This is a genomic window from Paenibacillus sp. JQZ6Y-1 (assembly GCF_040719145.1).
In the GTDB taxonomy this organism is placed as follows: Bacteria; Bacillota; Bacilli; order Paenibacillales; family Paenibacillaceae; genus Saccharibacillus; species Saccharibacillus kandeliae.
In genome coordinates this window covers 21,948-40,840 of record NZ_JBFDUZ010000002.1, presented here as the reverse complement: position 1 = coordinate 40,840, position 18,893 = coordinate 21,948, and the positions used below count along the sequence as shown (strand labels likewise).

The 18,893-nt window shown below is 47.2% G+C and carries 16 protein-coding genes; 2 read left to right on the top strand and 14 right to left on the bottom strand.

Features of this window, described 5'->3' with window-relative positions; translation table 11 throughout:
* Positions 1-162: 162 nt before the first annotated feature.
* From ABXR35_RS14010 to ABXR35_RS13985, 6 genes are all read right to left on the bottom strand, one after another.
* Positions 163-1,944 carry a glycoside hydrolase family 35 protein gene (locus ABXR35_RS14010; RefSeq protein WP_367061594.1) on the bottom strand — a complete coding sequence of 594 codons (1,782 nt, stop codon included), beginning with the start codon at positions 1,942-1,944 and terminating at the stop codon, positions 163-165.
* 263 nt (positions 1,945-2,207) lie between these two features.
* Positions 2,208-3,404: a PdaC/SigV domain-containing protein gene (locus ABXR35_RS14005; RefSeq protein ID WP_367061591.1), complete on the bottom strand. Its 1,197-nt coding sequence runs from the start codon at positions 3,402-3,404 to the stop codon at positions 2,208-2,210.
* A gap of 261 nt (positions 3,405-3,665) precedes the next feature.
* Positions 3,666-4,841, bottom strand: a complete 1,176-nt coding sequence (locus tag ABXR35_RS14000) for a stalk domain-containing protein (RefSeq protein ID WP_367061589.1) — start codon at positions 4,839-4,841, stop codon at positions 3,666-3,668.
* Positions 4,842-4,859: 18 nt separating this feature from the next.
* Positions 4,860-6,074, bottom strand: coding sequence for a PdaC/SigV domain-containing protein (locus tag ABXR35_RS13995; protein ID WP_367061586.1), 1,215 nt, complete (start codon positions 6,072-6,074; stop codon positions 4,860-4,862).
* 321 nt (positions 6,075-6,395) lie between these two features.
* Positions 6,396-7,574 carry a PdaC/SigV domain-containing protein gene (locus ABXR35_RS13990; RefSeq protein WP_367061583.1) on the bottom strand — a complete coding sequence of 393 codons (1,179 nt, stop codon included), beginning with the start codon at positions 7,572-7,574 and terminating at the stop codon, positions 6,396-6,398.
* 407 nt (positions 7,575-7,981) lie between these two features.
* Complete coding sequence (locus tag ABXR35_RS13985) at positions 7,982-8,737, bottom strand: SIMPL domain-containing protein (protein ID WP_367061580.1); 756 nt, start codon at positions 8,735-8,737, stop codon at positions 7,982-7,984.
* A gap of 291 nt (positions 8,738-9,028) precedes the next feature.
* On the opposite strand from ABXR35_RS13985, the gene ABXR35_RS13980 reads away from it, so the two are divergent.
* A complete protein-coding gene (locus ABXR35_RS13980; protein WP_367061578.1) occupies positions 9,029-9,550 on the top strand; it encodes a stalk domain-containing protein in 522 nt (173 codons plus the stop codon).
* A gap of 121 nt (positions 9,551-9,671) precedes the next feature.
* Here the strand turns inward: ABXR35_RS13980 and ABXR35_RS13975 are convergent, their stop codons facing one another.
* The 8 genes from ABXR35_RS13975 to ABXR35_RS13940 all read right to left on the bottom strand — a co-directional run bounded on the left by ABXR35_RS13975 (position 9,672) and on the right by ABXR35_RS13940 (position 18,078).
* Positions 9,672-9,941, bottom strand: coding sequence for an HPr family phosphocarrier protein (locus ABXR35_RS13975; protein WP_188778021.1), 270 nt, complete (start codon positions 9,939-9,941; stop codon positions 9,672-9,674).
* 151 nt (positions 9,942-10,092) lie between these two features.
* Positions 10,093-11,031: a DNA-binding protein WhiA gene (gene whiA / locus ABXR35_RS13970; protein WP_367061574.1), complete on the bottom strand. Its 939-nt coding sequence runs from the start codon at positions 11,029-11,031 to the stop codon at positions 10,093-10,095.
* Between the two features lie 5 nt (positions 11,032-11,036).
* Positions 11,037-12,029 (bottom strand): gluconeogenesis factor YvcK family protein, encoded by a 993-nt coding sequence (locus ABXR35_RS13965; RefSeq protein ID WP_367061571.1) that lies wholly within the window; start codon positions 12,027-12,029, stop codon positions 11,037-11,039.
* A gap of 12 nt (positions 12,030-12,041) precedes the next feature.
* Positions 12,042-12,935 carry an RNase adapter RapZ gene (gene rapZ, locus ABXR35_RS13960; protein ID WP_367061568.1) on the bottom strand — a complete coding sequence of 298 codons (894 nt, stop codon included), beginning with the start codon at positions 12,933-12,935 and terminating at the stop codon, positions 12,042-12,044.
* A gap of 101 nt (positions 12,936-13,036) precedes the next feature.
* On the bottom strand, positions 13,037-13,984 hold the full coding sequence (locus tag ABXR35_RS13955; protein ID WP_367061565.1) for an ROK family glucokinase: 948 nt from the start codon (positions 13,982-13,984) through the stop codon (positions 13,037-13,039).
* A gap of 205 nt (positions 13,985-14,189) precedes the next feature.
* A complete protein-coding gene (gene trxB, locus ABXR35_RS13950; protein ID WP_367061562.1) occupies positions 14,190-15,143 on the bottom strand; it encodes a thioredoxin-disulfide reductase in 954 nt (317 codons plus the stop codon).
* 103 nt (positions 15,144-15,246) lie between these two features.
* Positions 15,247-16,974: a tetratricopeptide repeat protein gene (locus ABXR35_RS13945; protein ID WP_367061559.1), complete on the bottom strand. Its 1,728-nt coding sequence runs from the start codon at positions 16,972-16,974 to the stop codon at positions 15,247-15,249.
* Positions 16,975-17,130: 156 nt separating this feature from the next.
* Positions 17,131-18,078, bottom strand: a complete 948-nt coding sequence (locus ABXR35_RS13940) for a ribose-phosphate diphosphokinase (protein ID WP_367061556.1) — start codon at positions 18,076-18,078, stop codon at positions 17,131-17,133.
* Positions 18,079-18,305: 227 nt separating this feature from the next.
* Here ABXR35_RS13940 and ABXR35_RS13935 point away from each other — a divergent pair, with 227 nt between their 5' ends.
* Positions 18,306-18,818 carry a MarR family winged helix-turn-helix transcriptional regulator gene (locus ABXR35_RS13935; RefSeq protein ID WP_367061553.1) on the top strand — a complete coding sequence of 171 codons (513 nt, stop codon included), beginning with the start codon at positions 18,306-18,308 and terminating at the stop codon, positions 18,816-18,818.
* The last annotated feature ends 75 nt before the right edge of the window (positions 18,819-18,893 follow it).

Sequence of the window (18,893 nt, the reverse complement as noted above, 5' to 3'; positions counted from 1 at the left end):
GGCTGGAATATAAAAAGCTGCAATGGCATGATGCCGTTGCAGCTTTTTTGCATGTCGTTTTGTATATCGTATAGTGTAATAGCAGCTAATCTTCATTGGCTATATCATTCATGACTCTCTATATTCTAACCTGCATAGGAATCATCACATTCATACATTACATTAGCCCAGAAGCGGCTCGTCGGTGAGCAGCACACGATGACGATGCGAACCGTGCAGCTCTAATATGATCAACTCATTCGTCCCTTCCACTAGCAGAGGCGCTGGAATATACAGCGTTCGCTGTGGTCCACGATTCCAATATCGTCCCAAGTTGAAGCCATTCAAGTATACGATCCCTTTTTGCCAGCCCTTCATATCAAGAAACGTATCTCGGCGCTGAGACACCTCGAAGGTCGTCCGGTAAAAGGTAGGTTTCTCACCCTCTGCCTCTAGCATAGTATCCAGCGCATTGCGTGACGATATGGCGGCATACTCCGCTCCTATCGGTAATTGTCCATCTAACGAATAGATCACCCAATCATATAGAAACTGATTGCCCAAACGCACGCCTTCGGTAATACCTTTACGATCCAGCAGATGTGGACCGTAGTTGATCCGCCCCATATTTTCTACCAAAATGCTAAGTCTGGCTCCCTGTACTCCGATGTCCAGCTTCAGCGACTGAGCATCTGGATCAGAACGGTCAATGACACCAGCATAGCGACCATCTACAAACACCTGTGCACGATCACGCACTTCTTGAATATACAATTCCGTATTCGGCAATGGACCGGAGACAGTTGTCGTATATAGTACAAATCCATAGCTTTGCCCCAGCTCCTCCATTGTCAGTGGATATGGCGAATACACCGGTTCAGGGCAGAGCAGATCTAATATGCTAAATAGACCTACACTTTCGGTAAATTCTAGCTCGCCATATCCATATGACTTGATAGGCTCTGGCAGTGGTGGCGGTGTCAGTCCGCGATAAGCGTGCAGCACCTGCCGTACAAGATGATATTTATTAGTAAACTGCCCCGATTCGCTGAGCAGCGCGTTATAGTCATAGCTTGTAATCGTTGGCTCATACGTCTGAATATGATTCGCTCCATTATAAAAGCCAAAATTCGTCCCACCATGGAACATATAAAAGTTAACCGACGCGCCTGCTTCCAGCATCCGGCGCAATTCATCGCCCACATTGCCAGCATCACGCACATGATGCTCCTCACCCCAATGATCAAACCAGCCATTCCAATACTCCATGCACATCAACGGTTGCTCCGGCTGATGCTGGCGCAATTTGTGAAATGCCTGCTCTGGCTCGGAGCCAAAATTAACCGTCATTAGCGTACCTTCCACATGACCCGCAGTCAGCAGCTCATGCTCTGGACCATCGGATGTAAACAGCAGCACATCTATCCCACGCGAGATCAACGCATCGCGTACATACTTCAGATAAGCGGTATCGTTACCATAGCTGCCGTATTCATTCTCCACCTGTACGGCTAGAACAGGTCCTCCATTTGTACATAGATACGGCAGTAGACGTGGAATCAGCTCATCATAATAGCGGTCGATTGCCTGCAAATATCCGGGGTAGCTGCATCGAACACGCATGTTTGGATCAGCTAACAGCCAAGATGGCAATCCGCCAAATTCCCATTCTGCACAAATATACGGGCTCGGACGCAAAATAACCCACAAATCCAGTCGAGCGGCTATTTCTATATAAGCACCTACATCCGCCATACCATCAAAGTTGTATGCTCCCGGCGCAGGCTCATGCAGATTCCAAGGAATATACGTTTCCACACAGTTAAAACCGGCTGCCTTCAAGCGCAGCAAACGATCCTCCCAGTATTCTGGTACGATTCGAAAATAGTGCATTGCTCCAGAAATGATCGTTATCGGTTCATCGTGCCATACAAACGATCCATTACGCACATCAAATGGTGTCATGCCTACAGTCTCCTTTATGTTGGGAATCAAACAGGCGGAGTACCCGTGTTTATGAAGAGAGATACAGTAAGATTATGTACCCGTTTGGCTGCATATATTGTACCATCATCCGACAATATGCAGCGAAAAAAAGAAACCTGTGCGCATGTAGATTGTGAAAATGCGTCACAGGTCGGATATAGCTATTCTCATGAAGCAGGCAAATCGCATGATGATTGGATGCAATCAAATACGAAAGGCGCATATTATATGATGAAGCAGGATTATTTATATGCGTTCAACGGATTGGTGCCGGATGGCAGGACTTGATTGAACGTAAATCCGAAGTCGGGATTGCCAGTCATACCAGATGTAATATCCGTGATTTGGAAAAAGATATGGAAGCCGCTGTCTGTCAGATAATAGTTATTCATATACTCATTTGATGTGGCACTCAGCGCATTAAACTTTTTCAAGGAATCATTAGGAGAATCGGTAGATTTGCGAATCTCCTTCTGGATCAGCGTTTTCAATGTCTGCTCATAATTGGCATTGGATGTTAGCAAATCATCCAGTGGAATCAATTTGCCGTCACGCAGAGAAAAATTCATACTTGCCATCAAAACATCGCCCTGTGTATTGCCCAAAAATTGATTATTGCTCAATATAAAGCTGACAATACCATTCTGGTTATACGTCATGCGATAACCGCTGATCACATCGTAACGATTCTCCTTGGATACAGAAGAACCAAGCGCTTTGATTTTCTTTTGATGCTTCGTCAGAAATTGTTGAAAATAATCTTTCAATTGGTGATTGATCGCTGTTTGGACAGCAGTATTGTCCAGACCAGTAATGACCGGATAGGTGATATCAATCGACGCATTAGCATTGCTGACTTTGGAGGTTAACGCAGTCGGCGTTACCGTAATATCGTTCATCCCTGCTTGTGTCAGATTGATCGTCCGATTGTTATGACTCGAAAGGACGAGATAGTTAAATGGCTCTGCTAATGCTTGCGCCTGTACATACGCGACGCCTTTGACGATTTTGGAATCGTAATGTTCACCGAACAGTCCGTTGTTAAAGCTAACATATACGCCGTCGTCACCGGAGCTAAGTGGATTATGCAGATCATAGGTAGCAGATGTTTTCCCTTTGGTCGCAGTGATCATTTGGGTTCTGCTGCTATAGCTTAATGTATAGCCCATCGCTCTGAGTGTATCTTTGAGTGGTACTAGCGTGTTTCCCGCTTTGCTTCGTATGGCTGAGGCACGGATTGCTTTGCCATTCACCTGTATAGCAATAACTGATTGGGTCGTGCTCGTGTTACTCGATGTACTTGTTGTCGCTGCTTGAGCAGCAAAAGCATTGCTTGGCAGAATGGCGATTGTTCCCGCAGCAGCCAGACTGCTTGCCAATACGAGTGCGGCTATCTTTTGAATATAGCCTGTCTGTTTGAGCTTGTATGATTGGTCCATGAATCTCTCTCCTTGTTCAATAAGTCGATTGCAACATCCATTCAGTATATAGACAGTACATGGTTGGTAATTTAAAAACTTCTTAAAACACGGTAACAACATAGTCACCAATGAGCATCAAAAGCTAAAAAAAGCCTGTCCGCGCACCTCTGGCAAAGATGCGCGACAGGCTAAGTCAGGAGGTGATTGTCGTATAGGCAAATGCACAATTCGTGATGCAAAAGTGAACGAACAACAGAATATGTGAATCAGTGAGTGACATTATGAATAGGAGCGCAGTGGATTCCCCGATTTCAGCAGTTGACGGAAGGTAAATGCAAACTCAGGATGACCCGCAGCTCCCGGTCCAATAGCATATTTGGAGAAACACACGGTAAAGCCTTGATCCGTCAGATAGAAGTTGTTCAAATAGTCGCTAGAGCTTGTGCTTAACTGGTTGAATTGCTTCAACGAAACCATCATTTCGTCGCCATGCTTGCGGATATCATCTTGCAGCAGCTTTTTCAGATCGTGGCGATAGTTGGGGTTGGATTTCAATATGTCGTCTAGTTGGATCAGCTTGCCATCCTTGAGCGAGAAGGTCATGCCTGTCAGTGTATCATCGCCTTTTGCACTGCCATTGAGCAGATAATTGGTTAGCAGAAAGCTGATGACTCCATTCTGATTATACGTTACTTTGTAGCCGCCATCGATCTCAGCGCTCTCATCCATCTTAGCTGATGCGCCCGATGGATGGGTTTGCTTCAGCATTGCCGACAAAAACTGGTCGTAGTGATCTTTGAGCGCTTGGTTGATAGATGCTTGTGCTGCGGCATTGTCTAAACCGGAAACGACAGGGTACACCATATGGATAATGAGATTGCTATTAGTGGATAGGGTGTTCAAGGTGGTGGGCGTGACGGCTACCTGATTCACGCCATCTTTGGTCAAATTGACCGTACGATTCGTATGACTCCACAAGGCGCGATATCCGAACGTTTCGGACAATGCTTTGATATCAACATACGACAAACCCTTGATGATCTGTGATTCATATGCGTCGCCTACGGTCCCACCGTTAAAAGAAACGTATACGCCATCATCACCCGTCCCACTATACACTTCATACGTCGCCAACAGCTCACCTTGTTTCACGCTTATGATATGTGTCTTGGCGTTATAGGTGACCGATGCGCCGGTTGCTTTGGCTACATCTTTGAGAGGTACGAGCAGCTTGCCTGTATGGCTTAACATCCCTTGCGTATGCACTGCCTTGCCTTCCACCTGCACCTGAATAGCAGATGTAGAACGATGCGTACTTGAAATGGCTGCTTGCGCGACAGAGACATTGCTCGGCAGAAAGGCTACGGTTCCGACAACAGTCAGACTACTCGCCAACATCAGCGCAGATAGCTTTTTCCAATAGGTTGTAGATTTCATTGTATTTGAGGGGTTCATCGTTGTTCTCTCCTATGCTTATTGGATGAAGCCAAACGGATTGCTACCGGATTTTAACAGCTGGTTGAATGTATACGAGAACTTCGGATTACCTGCTGCACCCGGTGAAATATCATATGTTTGGAAAAATACATCAAATCCGCTATCATTCAGGTAAAAATTGTCCAGATAGGTGCTGGAGTTTTTGTAGCGATCATTGAATTGCTCCAGTGAAACGCCCATATCGTCAGCATGCTTGCGAATGTCTGCTTGCAGCAGTTTTTTCAGATCTTGACGATAGTTGGTATTGGATTTCAGTAGGTCATCTAGCTTGAGCAGCTTGCCGTCTTGGAGTGAGAAGGTCATGCCTTCTGGACTGGTATCACCATGCGCACCGCCCAGATATACATAATCAGTCAGCATAAAGCTGATAACCCCATTCTGGTTGTAGGTCACTTTGTAGCCACCATCAATCTCAAACGGAGTTTTTTTGAGTTCTGTTAGGCTAGCATCTGTGTTAATTTCCTTCGCGTACGTTTGAGCGGAAGTGATCAGATCGTCAAAGTATGCTTTCAATGCTTTGTTGATGGATGCTTGTGCCTCTAGATTATCGAGACCGGATACAACAGGATACAGAATATTGAGTGTTGTCGGCTTATGATCAATATTCCCTTTTAATGAGGTTGGGGTAATCGTTACGTTATTCATTGCGGCTTGTGTCAGATTAACGGTATGAGTCGCATGGTTCCAAACGGAACGATAACCGAACAGCTCCGATACTGCTTGGACTTGGACATATGCTACGCCTTTGATCACCTGACCGTCATAGCTGTCACCCGTCGCTCCGCCATTAAAATATACATAGGCGCCATCTTGTGCATCGGCGGTTACTTTGTTTCCTTTGGTCTGACTGTACACGTTGTACTTCGCCGCCACCTTTTGTTTTTTCACGGTAATATCATGTGTCTTCGCATCGTAAGTAATAGAAGCACCCATCGCTTTGGCGACCTCTTTTAAAGGCACCATTAGTTTGCCCGTTGTGCTAGTCAATCCTTGCCCCTGAATCGCCTTGCCTTCTACTTGTATGTATATAGCGGACTTCGCCATACTGTTGTTTGCCGCAGCTGCTTGAACAACAGGTGTATTTCCTGGCAGAGTAGCCACCGTTCCTACAGCAGCTAGACTGCTCGCCAGCACAAGGGCTGCTAGTTTTTTCAAATATCCTGTATGATTCAGCTTGTATGTTTTGTTCATAATTGTCTCTCCCTGTTCTATTGGTTAGAATGTATTTGAGCCTTTATCAGTATAGTAAGAATAACAACCCTATGATTGACAAACCTCTTAAAACCCATTGACAATATAGTCATAGTCTATACATAAAAAGTAATAAAAATGTAAAGAAGCAATAACCGACTCTATCCCTAGATACCAGAAGCCATAAAAAAAGAACCTGTGCCTCTATTCTTACAAATAAGAGGCACAGGTCAAATCAGGATGTTATTGTCGTGCAGGCAGATGCACGATTGGTGATGCAAACGAAGACGAACGACGGAACATGTGAATCAGTTGATTACGTTATTTATATGAACTCAGCGGATTGCTGCCGGATTTCAGCAGCTGGCTGAACGTGAATTCAAATTCGGGATTGCCTGCTGCACCCGGAGCAATATCGTATTTTTGGAAAAATACATTGAAGCCGCTAGCAGTCAGGTAGAAATTCTCAAGATACTTGCTGGAGCTTTTGCTCAGATCGTTGAACTGTTCCAGCGAAACGCCCATATCGTCAGCATGCTTGCGAATATCGGCTTGCAGCAGCTTTTTCAGATCTTGGCGATAGTTGGTATTGGATTTCAGTAGGTCATCTAGCTTGAGCAGCTTGCCGTCTTTGAGCGAGAAGGTCATACCTGTCAGCACATCATCACCATGTGCGCCGCCCAGATATTGATAATCGGTTAGCAGGAAGCTAATGACACCGTTTTGGTTGTACGTCATTTTGTAGCCACCATCAATCTCATAACGCATATTTTTGCTTGTTGGTGCTCCCAACTCTTTGGCTTGCTTTTGAACAGCAGCAAGGTATTGGTCAAAATGTGCTTTCAGCGCTTTGTTGATCGCTGTTTGTGCTGTAGCATTGTCCAGACCGGAAACAACCGGATACACGATGCTAATATCGGTGTAGTCATTGCCAGCTTTGGCGTTCAATGTCGTTGGTGTTACCGTTACATCGTTCATACCTGCTTGCGTCAGATTCACGGTACGAGTTGCATTATTCCAAAGCGCACGATAGCCGAATGGCTCGGACAATGCTTTGATCTCCACATACGATACACCTTTCACCACTTGACCGTCGTAGTTATCGCCGACTGTACCGCCATTGAAGGAAACGTATACGCTATTATCGTCGGAACCGCTATACACCTGATATGTGGCTGACAATTTTCCTTTTTTTACAATGACACTATGTGTTTTGGCATCGTAGGTGACCGATGCGCCGAATGCTTTGGCAGCATCTTTGAGCGGTACAAGTGTTTTGCCTGTTTTGCTCAACATGCCTTGAGTAGCAACAGCTTTGCCTTCTACTTGGACATGAATCGCCGATTTGGACGCAGTAGTACTTGTTGTTGCGGCTTGAGCGACGGTGGCGTTCCCCGGCAGAACGGCTACGGTTCCCACAGCAGCCAGACTGCTCGCCAGCACAATCGCTGCTAGCTTTTTCAAATGTGTAGTGTTATTAAGCTTGTAAAATTTGTTCATAAATGATCTCTCCCTGTTTTGTAAGTCCATGACAACGTATATCAGTATATACCCATTACATGCTATGTAATTTACAAACGTCTTAAAACGGAATGACAACATAGTCACGTCAATGAAGCCAAAAGTAAGAAAAATGTAAAGAAACTTTCTGTCGTCAGTGGATGCTGCTGTCAACAGAAAGTTTCCATTTTTCGGATATACGCGGTTTGGTAAACAGAGCGTATACTGAAACGATGTGGCCGTTATTTCCGTATATACCTGTAACTTTCCATAGGTTTACACTTTTTTGACGGTGTCATCGTTATAGTAGGAGTGTTCGGCTGAACATGCGTACAAACCGCTGAATCAGTTCTTACAATTTTGAAATATCACTTCAAATCGCTGAATGCGCTGAAGTTGATTTTTGTTTACTTCATCGCGTATTGTACATTTAATGTTGCGTCCAGCTCCACCGTTCCCGGTTCGATCGATGTCCCGGCGTCTGCACTACTGCTTTTGGCAGTCATCGCTTGTTCCAGTACAACCGGAGGCGTGCTGGTTCCCTGCTCGCTAATGGACAGCAGTTCGCCTAGTGTACGATTGGCTGCTTTGGCGATGGCGCTAGCTTTAGATGCCGCATCATTGACTGCTTTGGACATCACTTGATCTTGATAGGTTTGTGGATTCTCGATACCGAAGCTGACGGAGCCTAGATTGTTGGCACCGGCTTTGGATGCATCGTCCAGCAGCTGACCGAGTTTATCCAAATTGCGATAGCTGACTTGCAGCGTATGATATGCCGTATAGCCTGTAACTTTTTGCCCGTCTTTGTCGTTATAATTGTAGTTAGGCTGTACATAGAACTGAACAGTTTGAATATCTGCTTGTGAGATCGACCACGTATTTTTCAAAAGCGTATTCAGCTTGCTCATTTTCTGAGCGGTTTCCGCTTGTGCTTTGGCGGCAGTGGTAGCCGTAGTCTCCACGCCAATCGACACATAAGCGATATCCGGTTTCACTGTGATTTTGCCGTTTCCGCTCACATTGATCACGCCTGTTGCGCTTGCTGTCTGTGTCGTTTCCGCTGCATATACGGAAGTTGTCGGCAGTGCTACGCTTACCGCCACACCTGTCAATAATGCACCTGCCAGAAGTATGGAAGCCAGTGATTGTTTTCTTTTCATTGTTACTCACCCTTTCGCGTTTGTACTTAGTAAACGCCCGACATTGGTGTAATGTTGCAACACTTTCGCCGGATTCGGGGTATATAAAAGAGAAGAGTCTACTGGTTGCAGTTCTAGGGAGTAAGCCACGTTTACAGGGGGTTCATGATGGTATAGAACGTTGATTCTGCTATTTCGTCAAGATCGATATTACCATGTTTACATTTTAAAGCCATCCCGTGCTGTCGAAGCCAGCCACTATGCGTAGCAACGACGGAGGGTCAGGGATATTAGAAAGAGGGGAGCGTCACCATGTTGAATAAAAAGCGTCTACGGAACTCCATTTTGCTTATGGCAAGTATTCTGGTGTTGTGCACCATTTGTACGGTACAACCAGTGAATGCAGCAGCTGCATCTTCTGCGCCAGCGGCATCGTCCACCACAACCACACCGCCGACAACACCGGCATTTCGTGAGGTCAAACTGGAATGGAATGGCACCCGCCTTCCGCAGAACGGTTTGCTCGTCAATGGAAATACAATGATTCCGGTAGTGCTGCTGCGTGACTCGATTGGTGTTACGTTGCGTTATGAAGCTGCCGTTAAAACATACACTCTACTTCAAAATGATGATCAGATCGATATGATTACCGGTCCATCCGGTGTCACGGTTCGACTGAACAATCATCAATGGAATGGACCGAATGCCCAAATTATCAAAGGTCGTATGTATGTGCCGTTCGCAGTGTTGCGTGATGGATTCGGGTATCAAAGCTCATGGAATGCGTCTCAGCTGACACTAAACTTTGCTAAAAAAGGCGTCTTTCTCGAATAGCAGCAGACGGAATTTCCCTCCGCACCACAGCGTCATCCACTATTCCACTCATACAAACATACCAAAAACCGCCACCCTAATCGGTGACGGCTCTGCCCTTCATGACATCATGAGGGGCTTTTTATTGGTTTTCCAGTTCTTCTTTGCTAACCAGTCCAACTAAAGCGTTTACAGCTGATTCTGCATCCGCACCTTCTGCACTGATGTATACTTCAGTACCGGAGCTGATTGCCAGACTCATGATGCCCATGATGCTCTTCGCATTTACTTTTTTGTCATCCTTCTCCACGAAAATCTCGGAAGAATATTTATTTGCTTCCTGTACAAACAGTGCCGCAGGTCTTGCGTGCAATCCCGTTTTCAGACGAACCACTACCGGGTGTTTGATCATGTGATTATTACCCCCTACAATACGTATTCATTGCGATTTATAAGTTTACTACACTGATGCCTGGTATATTGACACTTATTCATCATACTACATTATTATAACATGCGCTTTAGCAGAAAAAAATAAAGCATCATTACGCATTATAGATATTTTAAGCGAGATGTTCGCCGCGTACTTTCTCAGCGAGCTCGTCGATCTTACGCAGACGATGGTTGACGCCGGACTTGCTGACGCCGCCCTTGAGCATTTCGCCCACTTCCTTCAGGTTCATATCGGGATGTGCCAACCGGATTTCGGCGACCTCACGCAGTTTGTCCGGCAGCTGTTCCAAACCAAGATGACGCTGAAGCAGACGGATATTATCGATCTGGCGCACTGCCGCACCGATCGTTTTGTTCAGGTTGGCGGTTTCGCAATTGACAATTCGGTTGACCGAGTTGCGCATATCACGCATGATACGCACGTCCTCAAATTTGAATAATGCCTGATGCGCACCGATGATGCTAAGGAATTCGATAATCTTCTCGCCTTCCTTGATATACAGGATAAAGCCTTTTTTACGTTCAATGCAGCGTGCATTCAATTGAAATTCATTCGCCAGATCAACGAGCGCCTGGCATTGCTCTTCATACATGGAGGCAATCTCCAGATGATAGGAGGAGCCTTCGGGGTTGTTCACCGAACCGCCTGCCATAAAGGCACCGCGCAAGTACGCGCGTTTGCAACAATTTTTGCTAACCATATCCTTATTGATGCCGGGCGTGAACATAAAGCCCTCGGATACAATCTTCAGCCGACTCAGAATTTCTTGGACACCAGCGGGAATCCGCACAATGTAGACGTTGTTCTTTTTCAGCCGCATCTTTTTGCGCACTAGCAATTCGGTATGGACCGCAAAATGCTTTTTGATCAGGGAATAAATCCTTCTTGCAATTGCGGCATTTTCTGTGGAAATATCCAATATGATCTTCTTGTTGGATACCTGCACCGAACCGTTCATTCGGATCAACGCTGATAACTCTGCATATTCGCAGCAATCATCCGCTTCAATCATCGTTAATTCCTTTTTGGTCTGTGCCGCAAATGACAATGGACTCACCCTTTCGCTAAAATATGTTTTTTCACTTGGTCATAAATATGATGGCTGAGCATCTCTGCATCATGACGAAGATACGTTCCGTACATGACCATTTTGTCTGCTACCACTTTGTATCCAAGGTCTTCGACTACTTTTTGATCCAGCAGCACGGGCTTGGCACCCTTTTCGGCATACTTTCTCTGCACTTTGCGTGGGATCGGTTCGTTGTTCACGAGTACATAATCAAACAGCCGATGACCGACATGTTCGTAAATGGCATTCAGATGATCACTGACCGAATAGCCATCTGTCTCGCCCGGCTGTGTCATCACGTTGCAGATGAACAGACGTAGCGCATTAGAGGCGAGAACCGCATCCGCCAGCTTAGGCACGAGCAAATTCGGCAGCAAGCTGGTATACAGACTGCCCGGACCGATCAGAATCGCATCCGCACGCTGAATCGCTTGAACAGCCTCTGGCAACGGCTCCACGTGGTCCGGTTCAAGAAAAATGCGCTTGATCCGTTTGCCCGCTTCGGGAATCTTCGACTCACCGGTTACGATCTCGCCATCTTCCATTTCGGCATGCAGCACTACCGCTTGCTCCGCAGCAGGCAATACCTCACCACGAACAGCAAACACGCGGCTAAGCTCACGAACAGCCGTTACAAAATCACCAGAAATATCGGTCATCGCCGCCAGAATCAGATTGCCCAGACTGTGACCCGCCAGACCTTCGCCTTTTTGGAAACGGTACTTGAGCATATCCGACAGCAGCGGCTCCACATCCGCCAGTGCGGTCAGTACGTTTCGAATATCGCCCGGAGGCGGCATTTTTAATTCGTCCCGCAGGATGCCTGAGCTGCCTCCATCATCAGCGACCGTTACAATCGCTGTAATATCTAGCGGCTTTTCTTTCAAACCGCGCAGCATAACAGACAATCCGGTGCCGCCGCCCATCACGACAATGCGTGGGCGCAGCACCGGCAAACCTGGTTGTGAAATAGACATAGCTTTCACTCCTTAATGCCGATCACGATCAGCATCTCGATGACTGACACGGACGGTTTCGGTTTCACTCGTTCCCAGCATGCGACCCAGATATTCCGAAATAGCGACCGAACGGTGCTTACCACCGGTACAGCCAATACCGATAATAATCTGGCTTTTGCCTTCATTCCGGTATTGAGGAATCAGAAAATGCAGCATATCCAACAGCTTCGTTAGAAACGTCTGCGTTTCTGGCCATTTCATCACATATTCGTACACATCGCTATCCTGACCGGTATGCGGACGCAAGGTGTCGATATAGTGCGGATTGGGCAAAAAGCGCACGTCAAAGATCAGATCGGCATCAATCGGAATGCCGTACTTAAAGCCAAACGACGTAATATTGATCGACAGTTGGTTCGTTTCTAGATGGGAAAAGCGAGAAATGATCATTTCTTTCAACTTCACAGGCTTACTGGTGCTGGTATCAATCGTCTGCGTAGCCGACGTTTTCAGCTCCTCCAGCATTTTGCGCTCCAAGCGAATCCCATCCAGCGGCATGCCGTCCGGTGCTAACGGATGGCGACGACGACTTTCTTTGTAACGCTGCACCAGCACGGCGTCTACCGCATCAAGGAACAGAATTTCTGTATGAATCGTTTCATGATTTTTCAGATAACTCAGCGATTCGGAGAGGGCGGCGAAAAATTCGCGGCCGCGTAGGTCAATCACCAGTGCTACTTTGCCAATTTTACCGTTCGATTGTTCGATCAGCTCCGCAAACTTGGGAATTAACACGGGTGGCAGGTTATCTACGCAAAAGAAGCCTAGATCCTCCAGACTTTGCACAGCAATCGTCTTGCCCGCACCGGACATCCCCGTAATAATGACCATGGTGGCTTGGGTTGAATTTTCGCTAACGCTCATGCTTGTGTCCCCTCTCTGTATCATCGCATTCGAATATCGCAATGGCTAAATTCACGTATGAATCATCTATATCGGCACAAGACCGTTGAATCTAAAGGCAGTTAGCGCAGCAGCAAGCCTGCTGCTCCGACAATACCAGCATCATTGCCAAGTTTGGCAGGGATAATCTCTACGCCTTTTTGCAATGGCTCTGGTGTCAGTTCTGCGAATACTTCACGAATTTGGTTAAACAGAATGTCGCCTGCTTTGGATACACCGCCGCCCACGATAAAGCGTTCTGGATTGAGTGTTGCCGCAATGGCAGCCATCGATTTGCCCAGATAAAAGGCAGCCCGGTTGATGATGCGAACACTCACTTCGTCGCCTTCCTTCGCTGCGTCGAAGATATCCTTCGCTGTCAACTTCTCGATGCTGGACAGGCTTGTACGGTCACCACGTTCTACCGCTTCCACTGCCATCCGAATAATACCGGTTGCAGAAGAGACAGTTTCCAGACAACCGACTTTGCCACAGCCACATTGAATCGCTTCCAGATCAGGCACAACCGAAATATGACCGATTTCGCCTGCCAGACCGGAGAAGCCTTGATAAATTTTGCCATTGATAATGATACCGCCGCCAACACCCGTACCGAGCGTATAGCATACGCAGTCCATTACGCCTTTGCCTGCGCCACTCCAAGCTTCGCCTAGTGCTGCTACGTTGGCATCGTTATCAATACGGATCGTTTTGCCTAAACGGTCTTCAAGGATGGCCCGGATCGGTACATCGCGGAATCCAATATTCGGCGCCAGCAGGATGACTCCAGAACGCAGATCGGTAAAACCGGCTACGCCTGCTCCTACACCAACAACATGTTCCCATTCATAAGGCGACTGCTCGACGATATAACGCACATATTTTACGATATTGTCGATAACCGTCTCCGTGCCCTTTTCCTTTTCGGTTGGGCCTTCGTAGGTGTGAAGCAGTTCTCCTTCCTGATTGCAAATGCCTACCTTGATGGCAGTGCCGCCAAGATCGACGCCGACGTAAATATTCTCAGACATTTGACCGAGCCACCTTTTCTACTCAAAATTTAAGTTTATCCGTGTCTATGTTGTCCGTATCTTGTGCTTACTTCCAAATGTAAACGTTCGTATCCAACTATAAGCGAATGACCCTCTCAGGTCAAGCGAAACCCGTGGGTCTGTTGTCTTGAAGAAGCTCGGCAAAAAGGGAGCCTCTAGTGGCTCCCTTCTCTGCTATGTCTGCTTATTTATCCAGCGCTTCGCTCCAGTCGTGTACCATCGTTCCTTCAAGGAACTTCTCACAGTCCATCGCTGCCATACAGCCGCTGCCTGCTGCGGTGATCGCCTGACGGTAGCGCGTATCCTGTACGTCGCCGCAAGCAAATACGCCTGGGATATTCGTTTCCGTTGTGCCCGGTGTGACGACGATATAACCGTGAGCATCGGTATTGATCTGTCCACCGAGGAAGCCGGTATTCGGCGTATGACCGATTGCGACGAACACGCCGTCCGCTTCTACCAGCTCTTCCTGTCCGGTTTCGTTGTTGAGTACTTTGAGCCCTTTCAGACCAGAGTCACCAGCCACCACTTCGAGCGGCTTACGATTCAGCGCCCAGTTGATTTTTGGATTCTCGCGTGCACGATCCTGCATGATTTTGGACGCACGCAGTTCATCGCGACGGTTTACAACCGTTACTTCGGTTGCAAAACGAGTCAGGAAGCTAGCTTCCTCCATCGCGGAGTCGCCGCCACCGATCACAACCAGCTTTTTGTTACGGAAAAAGAATCCGTCACATGTCGCACATGTGCTGACGCCGCGACCGATATTGTCTTGCTCTCCCGGAATGCCAAGGTATCTAGCAGATGCACCGGTAGAAATAATGACCGATTCTGTTTCCAGCTCGCCCAGACCTTCGACGGTTACCTTGAAGGGACGTTTGGACAGATCTACTTTTTCGACCCAGCTAGATTTAAATTTGGCACCAAAGCGTTCTGCCTGCTTGCGCATATTATCCATCAATTCCGGTCCCATGATTCCATCGGTAAAGCCCGGAAAGTTTTCGATTTCAGTTGTTGTCGTTAATTGACCACCTGGTTGCAGCCCTTCAATAATCAACGGCTCCATATTCGCACGAGCCAGATAGATGGCAGCGGTCAGCCCAGCAGGGCCTGTTCCGATAATAATCGATTTATACATGTGATAAGAACCTCCTTGAAAATGGTTGCTTTCCTGAATTAGATATATTCACGAAAAACAGGAATACGTATATGGTACACTCACTTTCCCTCTTTTTACCAATTTATATCGGTCTGGTGCTATCCGCATGAAGCGGATGAATTTTTTGCTGTACGTGACAGAGACGACTGATCCGTCTAGCATACCGACTCGTTAGCGAAATGGTGCTGCCATAACGGTGCGCCACTTCCGCATACGTCAATGGCTGACGGCGAATGCGCGCGACGAGATAATCCAACGCCGCTGCCCAACCTTCTGGATGATGCAGGCGCGGTAGCTCAGGATACGAGCGTTTTACAAATTCCAGCCACAGCGCTTCAACATCGTGTTCAATCCGGCTATCATGGCGGCGCGGCGATAAACGGCGGAATTCCTCCACCACCTGCTGCCAGCGCTCATCCCACATCGGCATCGACGCTCGTACCGAATCCAGATCATCGATCAATCCATCATCCGGTAACTGCTGAGCAGCTGACCATTGACGCAATAAACGCTCCGCCGCTGCACGCAGCGAGTCTGCAATCTGCTCCCTATTAACATACTCACGCAGCGCATACTGCACTTCGGCGTTGTCATCCATCCGATACTGTTGCAGAGCTGCCAGCTGCTCGTCTTCCGTTCCCTGCTGCAACACTTGCAGCAAGCGTACCGATTGCGGAGCACCTGCCATCGAATGTTGCTCCTGAACGGCAGGCAGCGACTTCGATGTCGGTGCATGCGGCAGTACATAGCGATACGATGGCTCCAGCTGTCCCTGCTTCAATTCGTCCAGATGATTGACGTAAAAGGCAGGCACTTCCTCTTCTGGTGCAAACCGCAGCATATTGCGCCAAATTTGCTCTGCCTGCTCATATTTACCCACATAACAGGCAGCTGCCGCCATATAATGATACAGTTCTTGATGCTGACGCATCGGCTGCTGATTCAGCAACCGGCGGAAATGCCGATATGCCATATCATGCTCGCCCAGCATCGCCATCGTAATGGCTAGCTTCAAGAGATGCTCCTGATGCATCGGGCGCAATTGACGCAGCGTAATAATCTGCAATTGCAGCGGTTCAAGCTGACCCAATTCCTGCATCAGAATGGCACGATTGCACAGCGCATGCAAATTGTGCGGATCGCGCTCCAGAATCTGCTGAATCTGTTCTGCTGCCTGTGACAATTGCCCAAGATGCTGTAACGTTACTGCTAGATTATTGCGGGCGGCATCATGCTCTGGCTGCTGGATCAACACCTGCTTCAGCGCTTCACATGCCTGCTCCAACTGCCCATTCTCTAGCAATCGCCGCGCGTCCTCATGCAGATCATCAACATCTGCCTGTAGCTGCTGCTCCGGTGCGGGTTGAGGTTGTTGTCCGCTGCGCATCAGCTCATGATGGATCAGCTCCATCAGTTCCTCCGCTTCGTGAGCAAAAGGACCTCCGCGATCCTCAGCCATATAGATCAATAGCTGCTGCTCTGCTTCGGCAAATTGCTCCATATTGGCATAATTGTTTGCCATATAAAAATGACACTCGACCATCATCGGGTCGACTTCATCTAGAATCTGTTCCAGCACTTGATTGGACGCCGCATAATTCCCCATCTCTGACAAAATCCCAGCCATATTGCAATGATTGACCGGATTCTCAGGTTCATATTCCACGGCTTTTTGAAAATATTTCAATGCCTTGTCATAACGATAACGGTCTAATGAGCGTACAGCCCGCTCAAAAAAGAAATTGGCATCCAGTCTGAGCTTGATCACTTTCCGTTCCGCCGCTTCCACATTTCGCGTATGTTCATTCACCGAATCAAGGCACCTCCTTTATTGCTTCACACTTGCACATGACTTCATCAAAATATAATCAGTACCGGTTAGTATACCATATCCTCTAGGCACGCTAAAGGCATAACGACAAAGGAAACGTTTGGAAACGATAGCTTACCGACTATTACTTGCCGATTAGATGCCTGCGTCGCTGAACATGGTGGCGATGGAACCGCCTTCCATAATAATGCGAACCGCATGAGCCAGCATCGGCGCAACTGACAATACCGTCAATCGGTCTAGATGACCCGGCGGCAATTGAATCGAATCGGTAACCACCAGCTCACGAATCGCGGGATGATCCAGTCGTTTTAGCGCCTCGCCCGAAAATAGACCATGCGTTGCGCAAACGATTGCGTCATTGGCCCCACGCTCTTTCAAACTCTCGACCACGTTAACAATCGTTGTTCCCGTATCGATCAAATCCTCGATAATGATCGGTGTTCTGCCTTGCACATCACCAATCACGTGAGTAATCACGGATTCGTTATGGGCAGGACGCTTTTTGATCATCATCGCAAACGGTACATCAAGACGGTTCGCCAACTTTTCTGCCGTATAGGCACGTCCAGCATCTGGCGATACGACAACCGCATCCTGTATCGACTGATTACGCAAATAATCACTAATCAGATCAAGCGCAGTCAGATGATCCACTGGTATATTGAAGAAGCCTTGGATTGCTGAAGCATGGAGATCAATAGTAATTACCCGGTCTGCACCAACTGTAGTCAGTACATCAGCAACCATTTTTGCAGAAATCGGCTCCCGTGGTGCAGATTTGCGTTCCTGACGTGCATATCCGTAATACGGAACAATAATATTGATTGTACGCGCCGATGCACGTTTGGCAGCGTCGATCATAACGAGCAGTTCAACGAACAGCTCATTGATGGGATGAGATAACGACTGAACGAGGAACACGTCCATATTGCGGATCGTTTCTTCGTAATGTACATACGTTTCACCACTTTTAAACTGGGACAGCTTGATCTTACCCAGTGACAGGCCGAGACGTTCGGCAATGGTGGCTGCCAGCTCCGGGCTTGAAGAACCGGAGAAAATTCGCATCTTTTCTTTCATATATCCTCCTGTAAATGGAACAGCCTGCTTTTATCCTATTGTATCTCGCCGCGTTCGTATATCAAAGACAATTCTGACTGAAAATTTATATGGAAACCAAATGCTTTGCATCACACAAAATGTACTGTTTACAAAAGTTGTGTTGAAAGTTTCATATCTTTTTCTTGACGAGAAGTAGTTAGGAGCCGTACAATATTTTCATAAAGAACTAACGAAAGGTGAATGAGATGCCGAAATTAGAATCATCGCATATGGATCACAAGCTAGATCGCTTGCAGGAACTGGCAGCGCTGTTTCCCAATATGGATATCGACTGTCTGCTGACATCGTTTCTGCTTATCCGTACGTCGCATGATCTGTATAATCAGTCTGCCTCTTTGCTGACCGAAAACGGCTTGTCCCAAGGCAAAGTACGCATTCTGGCGTCGCTGCTGCTGCGCAAAGAGCTCGTGCTTCCCTCCGAACTTGCCAAGTCTGCTGGCGTAACCCGCTCAACAATGACTGGCTTGATCAATGGTTTGGAAAAAGACGGTCTGATTCGCAGAGGTGCTCATGAAGATCGTCGAATGACTGCAATCCATTTGACGGAACAGGGCGAAGCCTTGCTGATGAATGTAATGCCTGCTTATGGCGATCTCGTGTCTGGCATGTTGTCGCATCTGACATCGGAAGAACGTATCGTACTCAAAGGTCTTTTGCATAAAATTCGTACAGGGATTGAGCAGACAAAACCGGAATAGATTTTTTTTCGGTCTAATTGTACGGCGCCTAACTATTTGGTAGCTAATGTTTTAAATTTTACCTTAGATTTGATA

Excerpts from the sequence above, each read along its gene's own strand:
- ABXR35_RS14010 (WP_367061594.1), bottom strand. The coding sequence starts at position 1,944 with ATGACACCATTTGATGTGCGTAATGGATCGTTTGTATGGCACGATGAA.
- ABXR35_RS14005 (WP_367061591.1), bottom strand. The coding sequence starts at position 3,404 with ATGGACCAATCATACAAGCTCAAACAGACAGGCTATATTCAAAAGATA.
- ABXR35_RS14000 (WP_367061589.1), bottom strand. The coding sequence starts at position 4,841 with ATGAACCCCTCAAATACAATGAAATCTACAACCTATTGGAAAAAGCTA.
- ABXR35_RS13995 (WP_367061586.1), bottom strand. The coding sequence starts at position 6,074 with ATGAACAAAACATACAAGCTGAATCATACAGGATATTTGAAAAAACTA.
- ABXR35_RS13990 (WP_367061583.1), bottom strand. The coding sequence starts at position 7,574 with ATGAACAAATTTTACAAGCTTAATAACACTACACATTTGAAAAAGCTA.
- ABXR35_RS13985 (WP_367061580.1), bottom strand. The coding sequence starts at position 8,737 with ATGAAAAGAAAACAATCACTGGCTTCCATACTTCTGGCAGGTGCATTA.
- ABXR35_RS13980 (WP_367061578.1), top strand. The coding sequence starts at position 9,029 with ATGTTGAATAAAAAGCGTCTACGGAACTCCATTTTGCTTATGGCAAGT.
- ABXR35_RS13975 (WP_188778021.1), bottom strand. The coding sequence starts at position 9,941 with ATGATCAAACACCCGGTAGTGGTTCGTCTGAAAACGGGATTGCACGCA.
- ABXR35_RS13965 (WP_367061571.1), bottom strand. The coding sequence starts at position 12,029 with ATGTCTATTTCACAACCAGGTTTGCCGGTGCTGCGCCCACGCATTGTC.
- rapZ (WP_367061568.1), bottom strand. The coding sequence starts at position 12,935 with ATGAGCGTTAGCGAAAATTCAACCCAAGCCACCATGGTCATTATTACG.
- ABXR35_RS13955 (WP_367061565.1), bottom strand. The coding sequence starts at position 13,984 with ATGTCTGAGAATATTTACGTCGGCGTCGATCTTGGCGGCACTGCCATC.
- trxB (WP_367061562.1), bottom strand. The coding sequence starts at position 15,143 with ATGTATAAATCGATTATTATCGGAACAGGCCCTGCTGGGCTGACCGCT.
- ABXR35_RS13940 (WP_367061556.1), bottom strand. The coding sequence starts at position 18,078 with ATGAAAGAAAAGATGCGAATTTTCTCCGGTTCTTCAAGCCCGGAGCTG.
- ABXR35_RS13935 (WP_367061553.1), top strand. The coding sequence starts at position 18,306 with ATGCCGAAATTAGAATCATCGCATATGGATCACAAGCTAGATCGCTTG.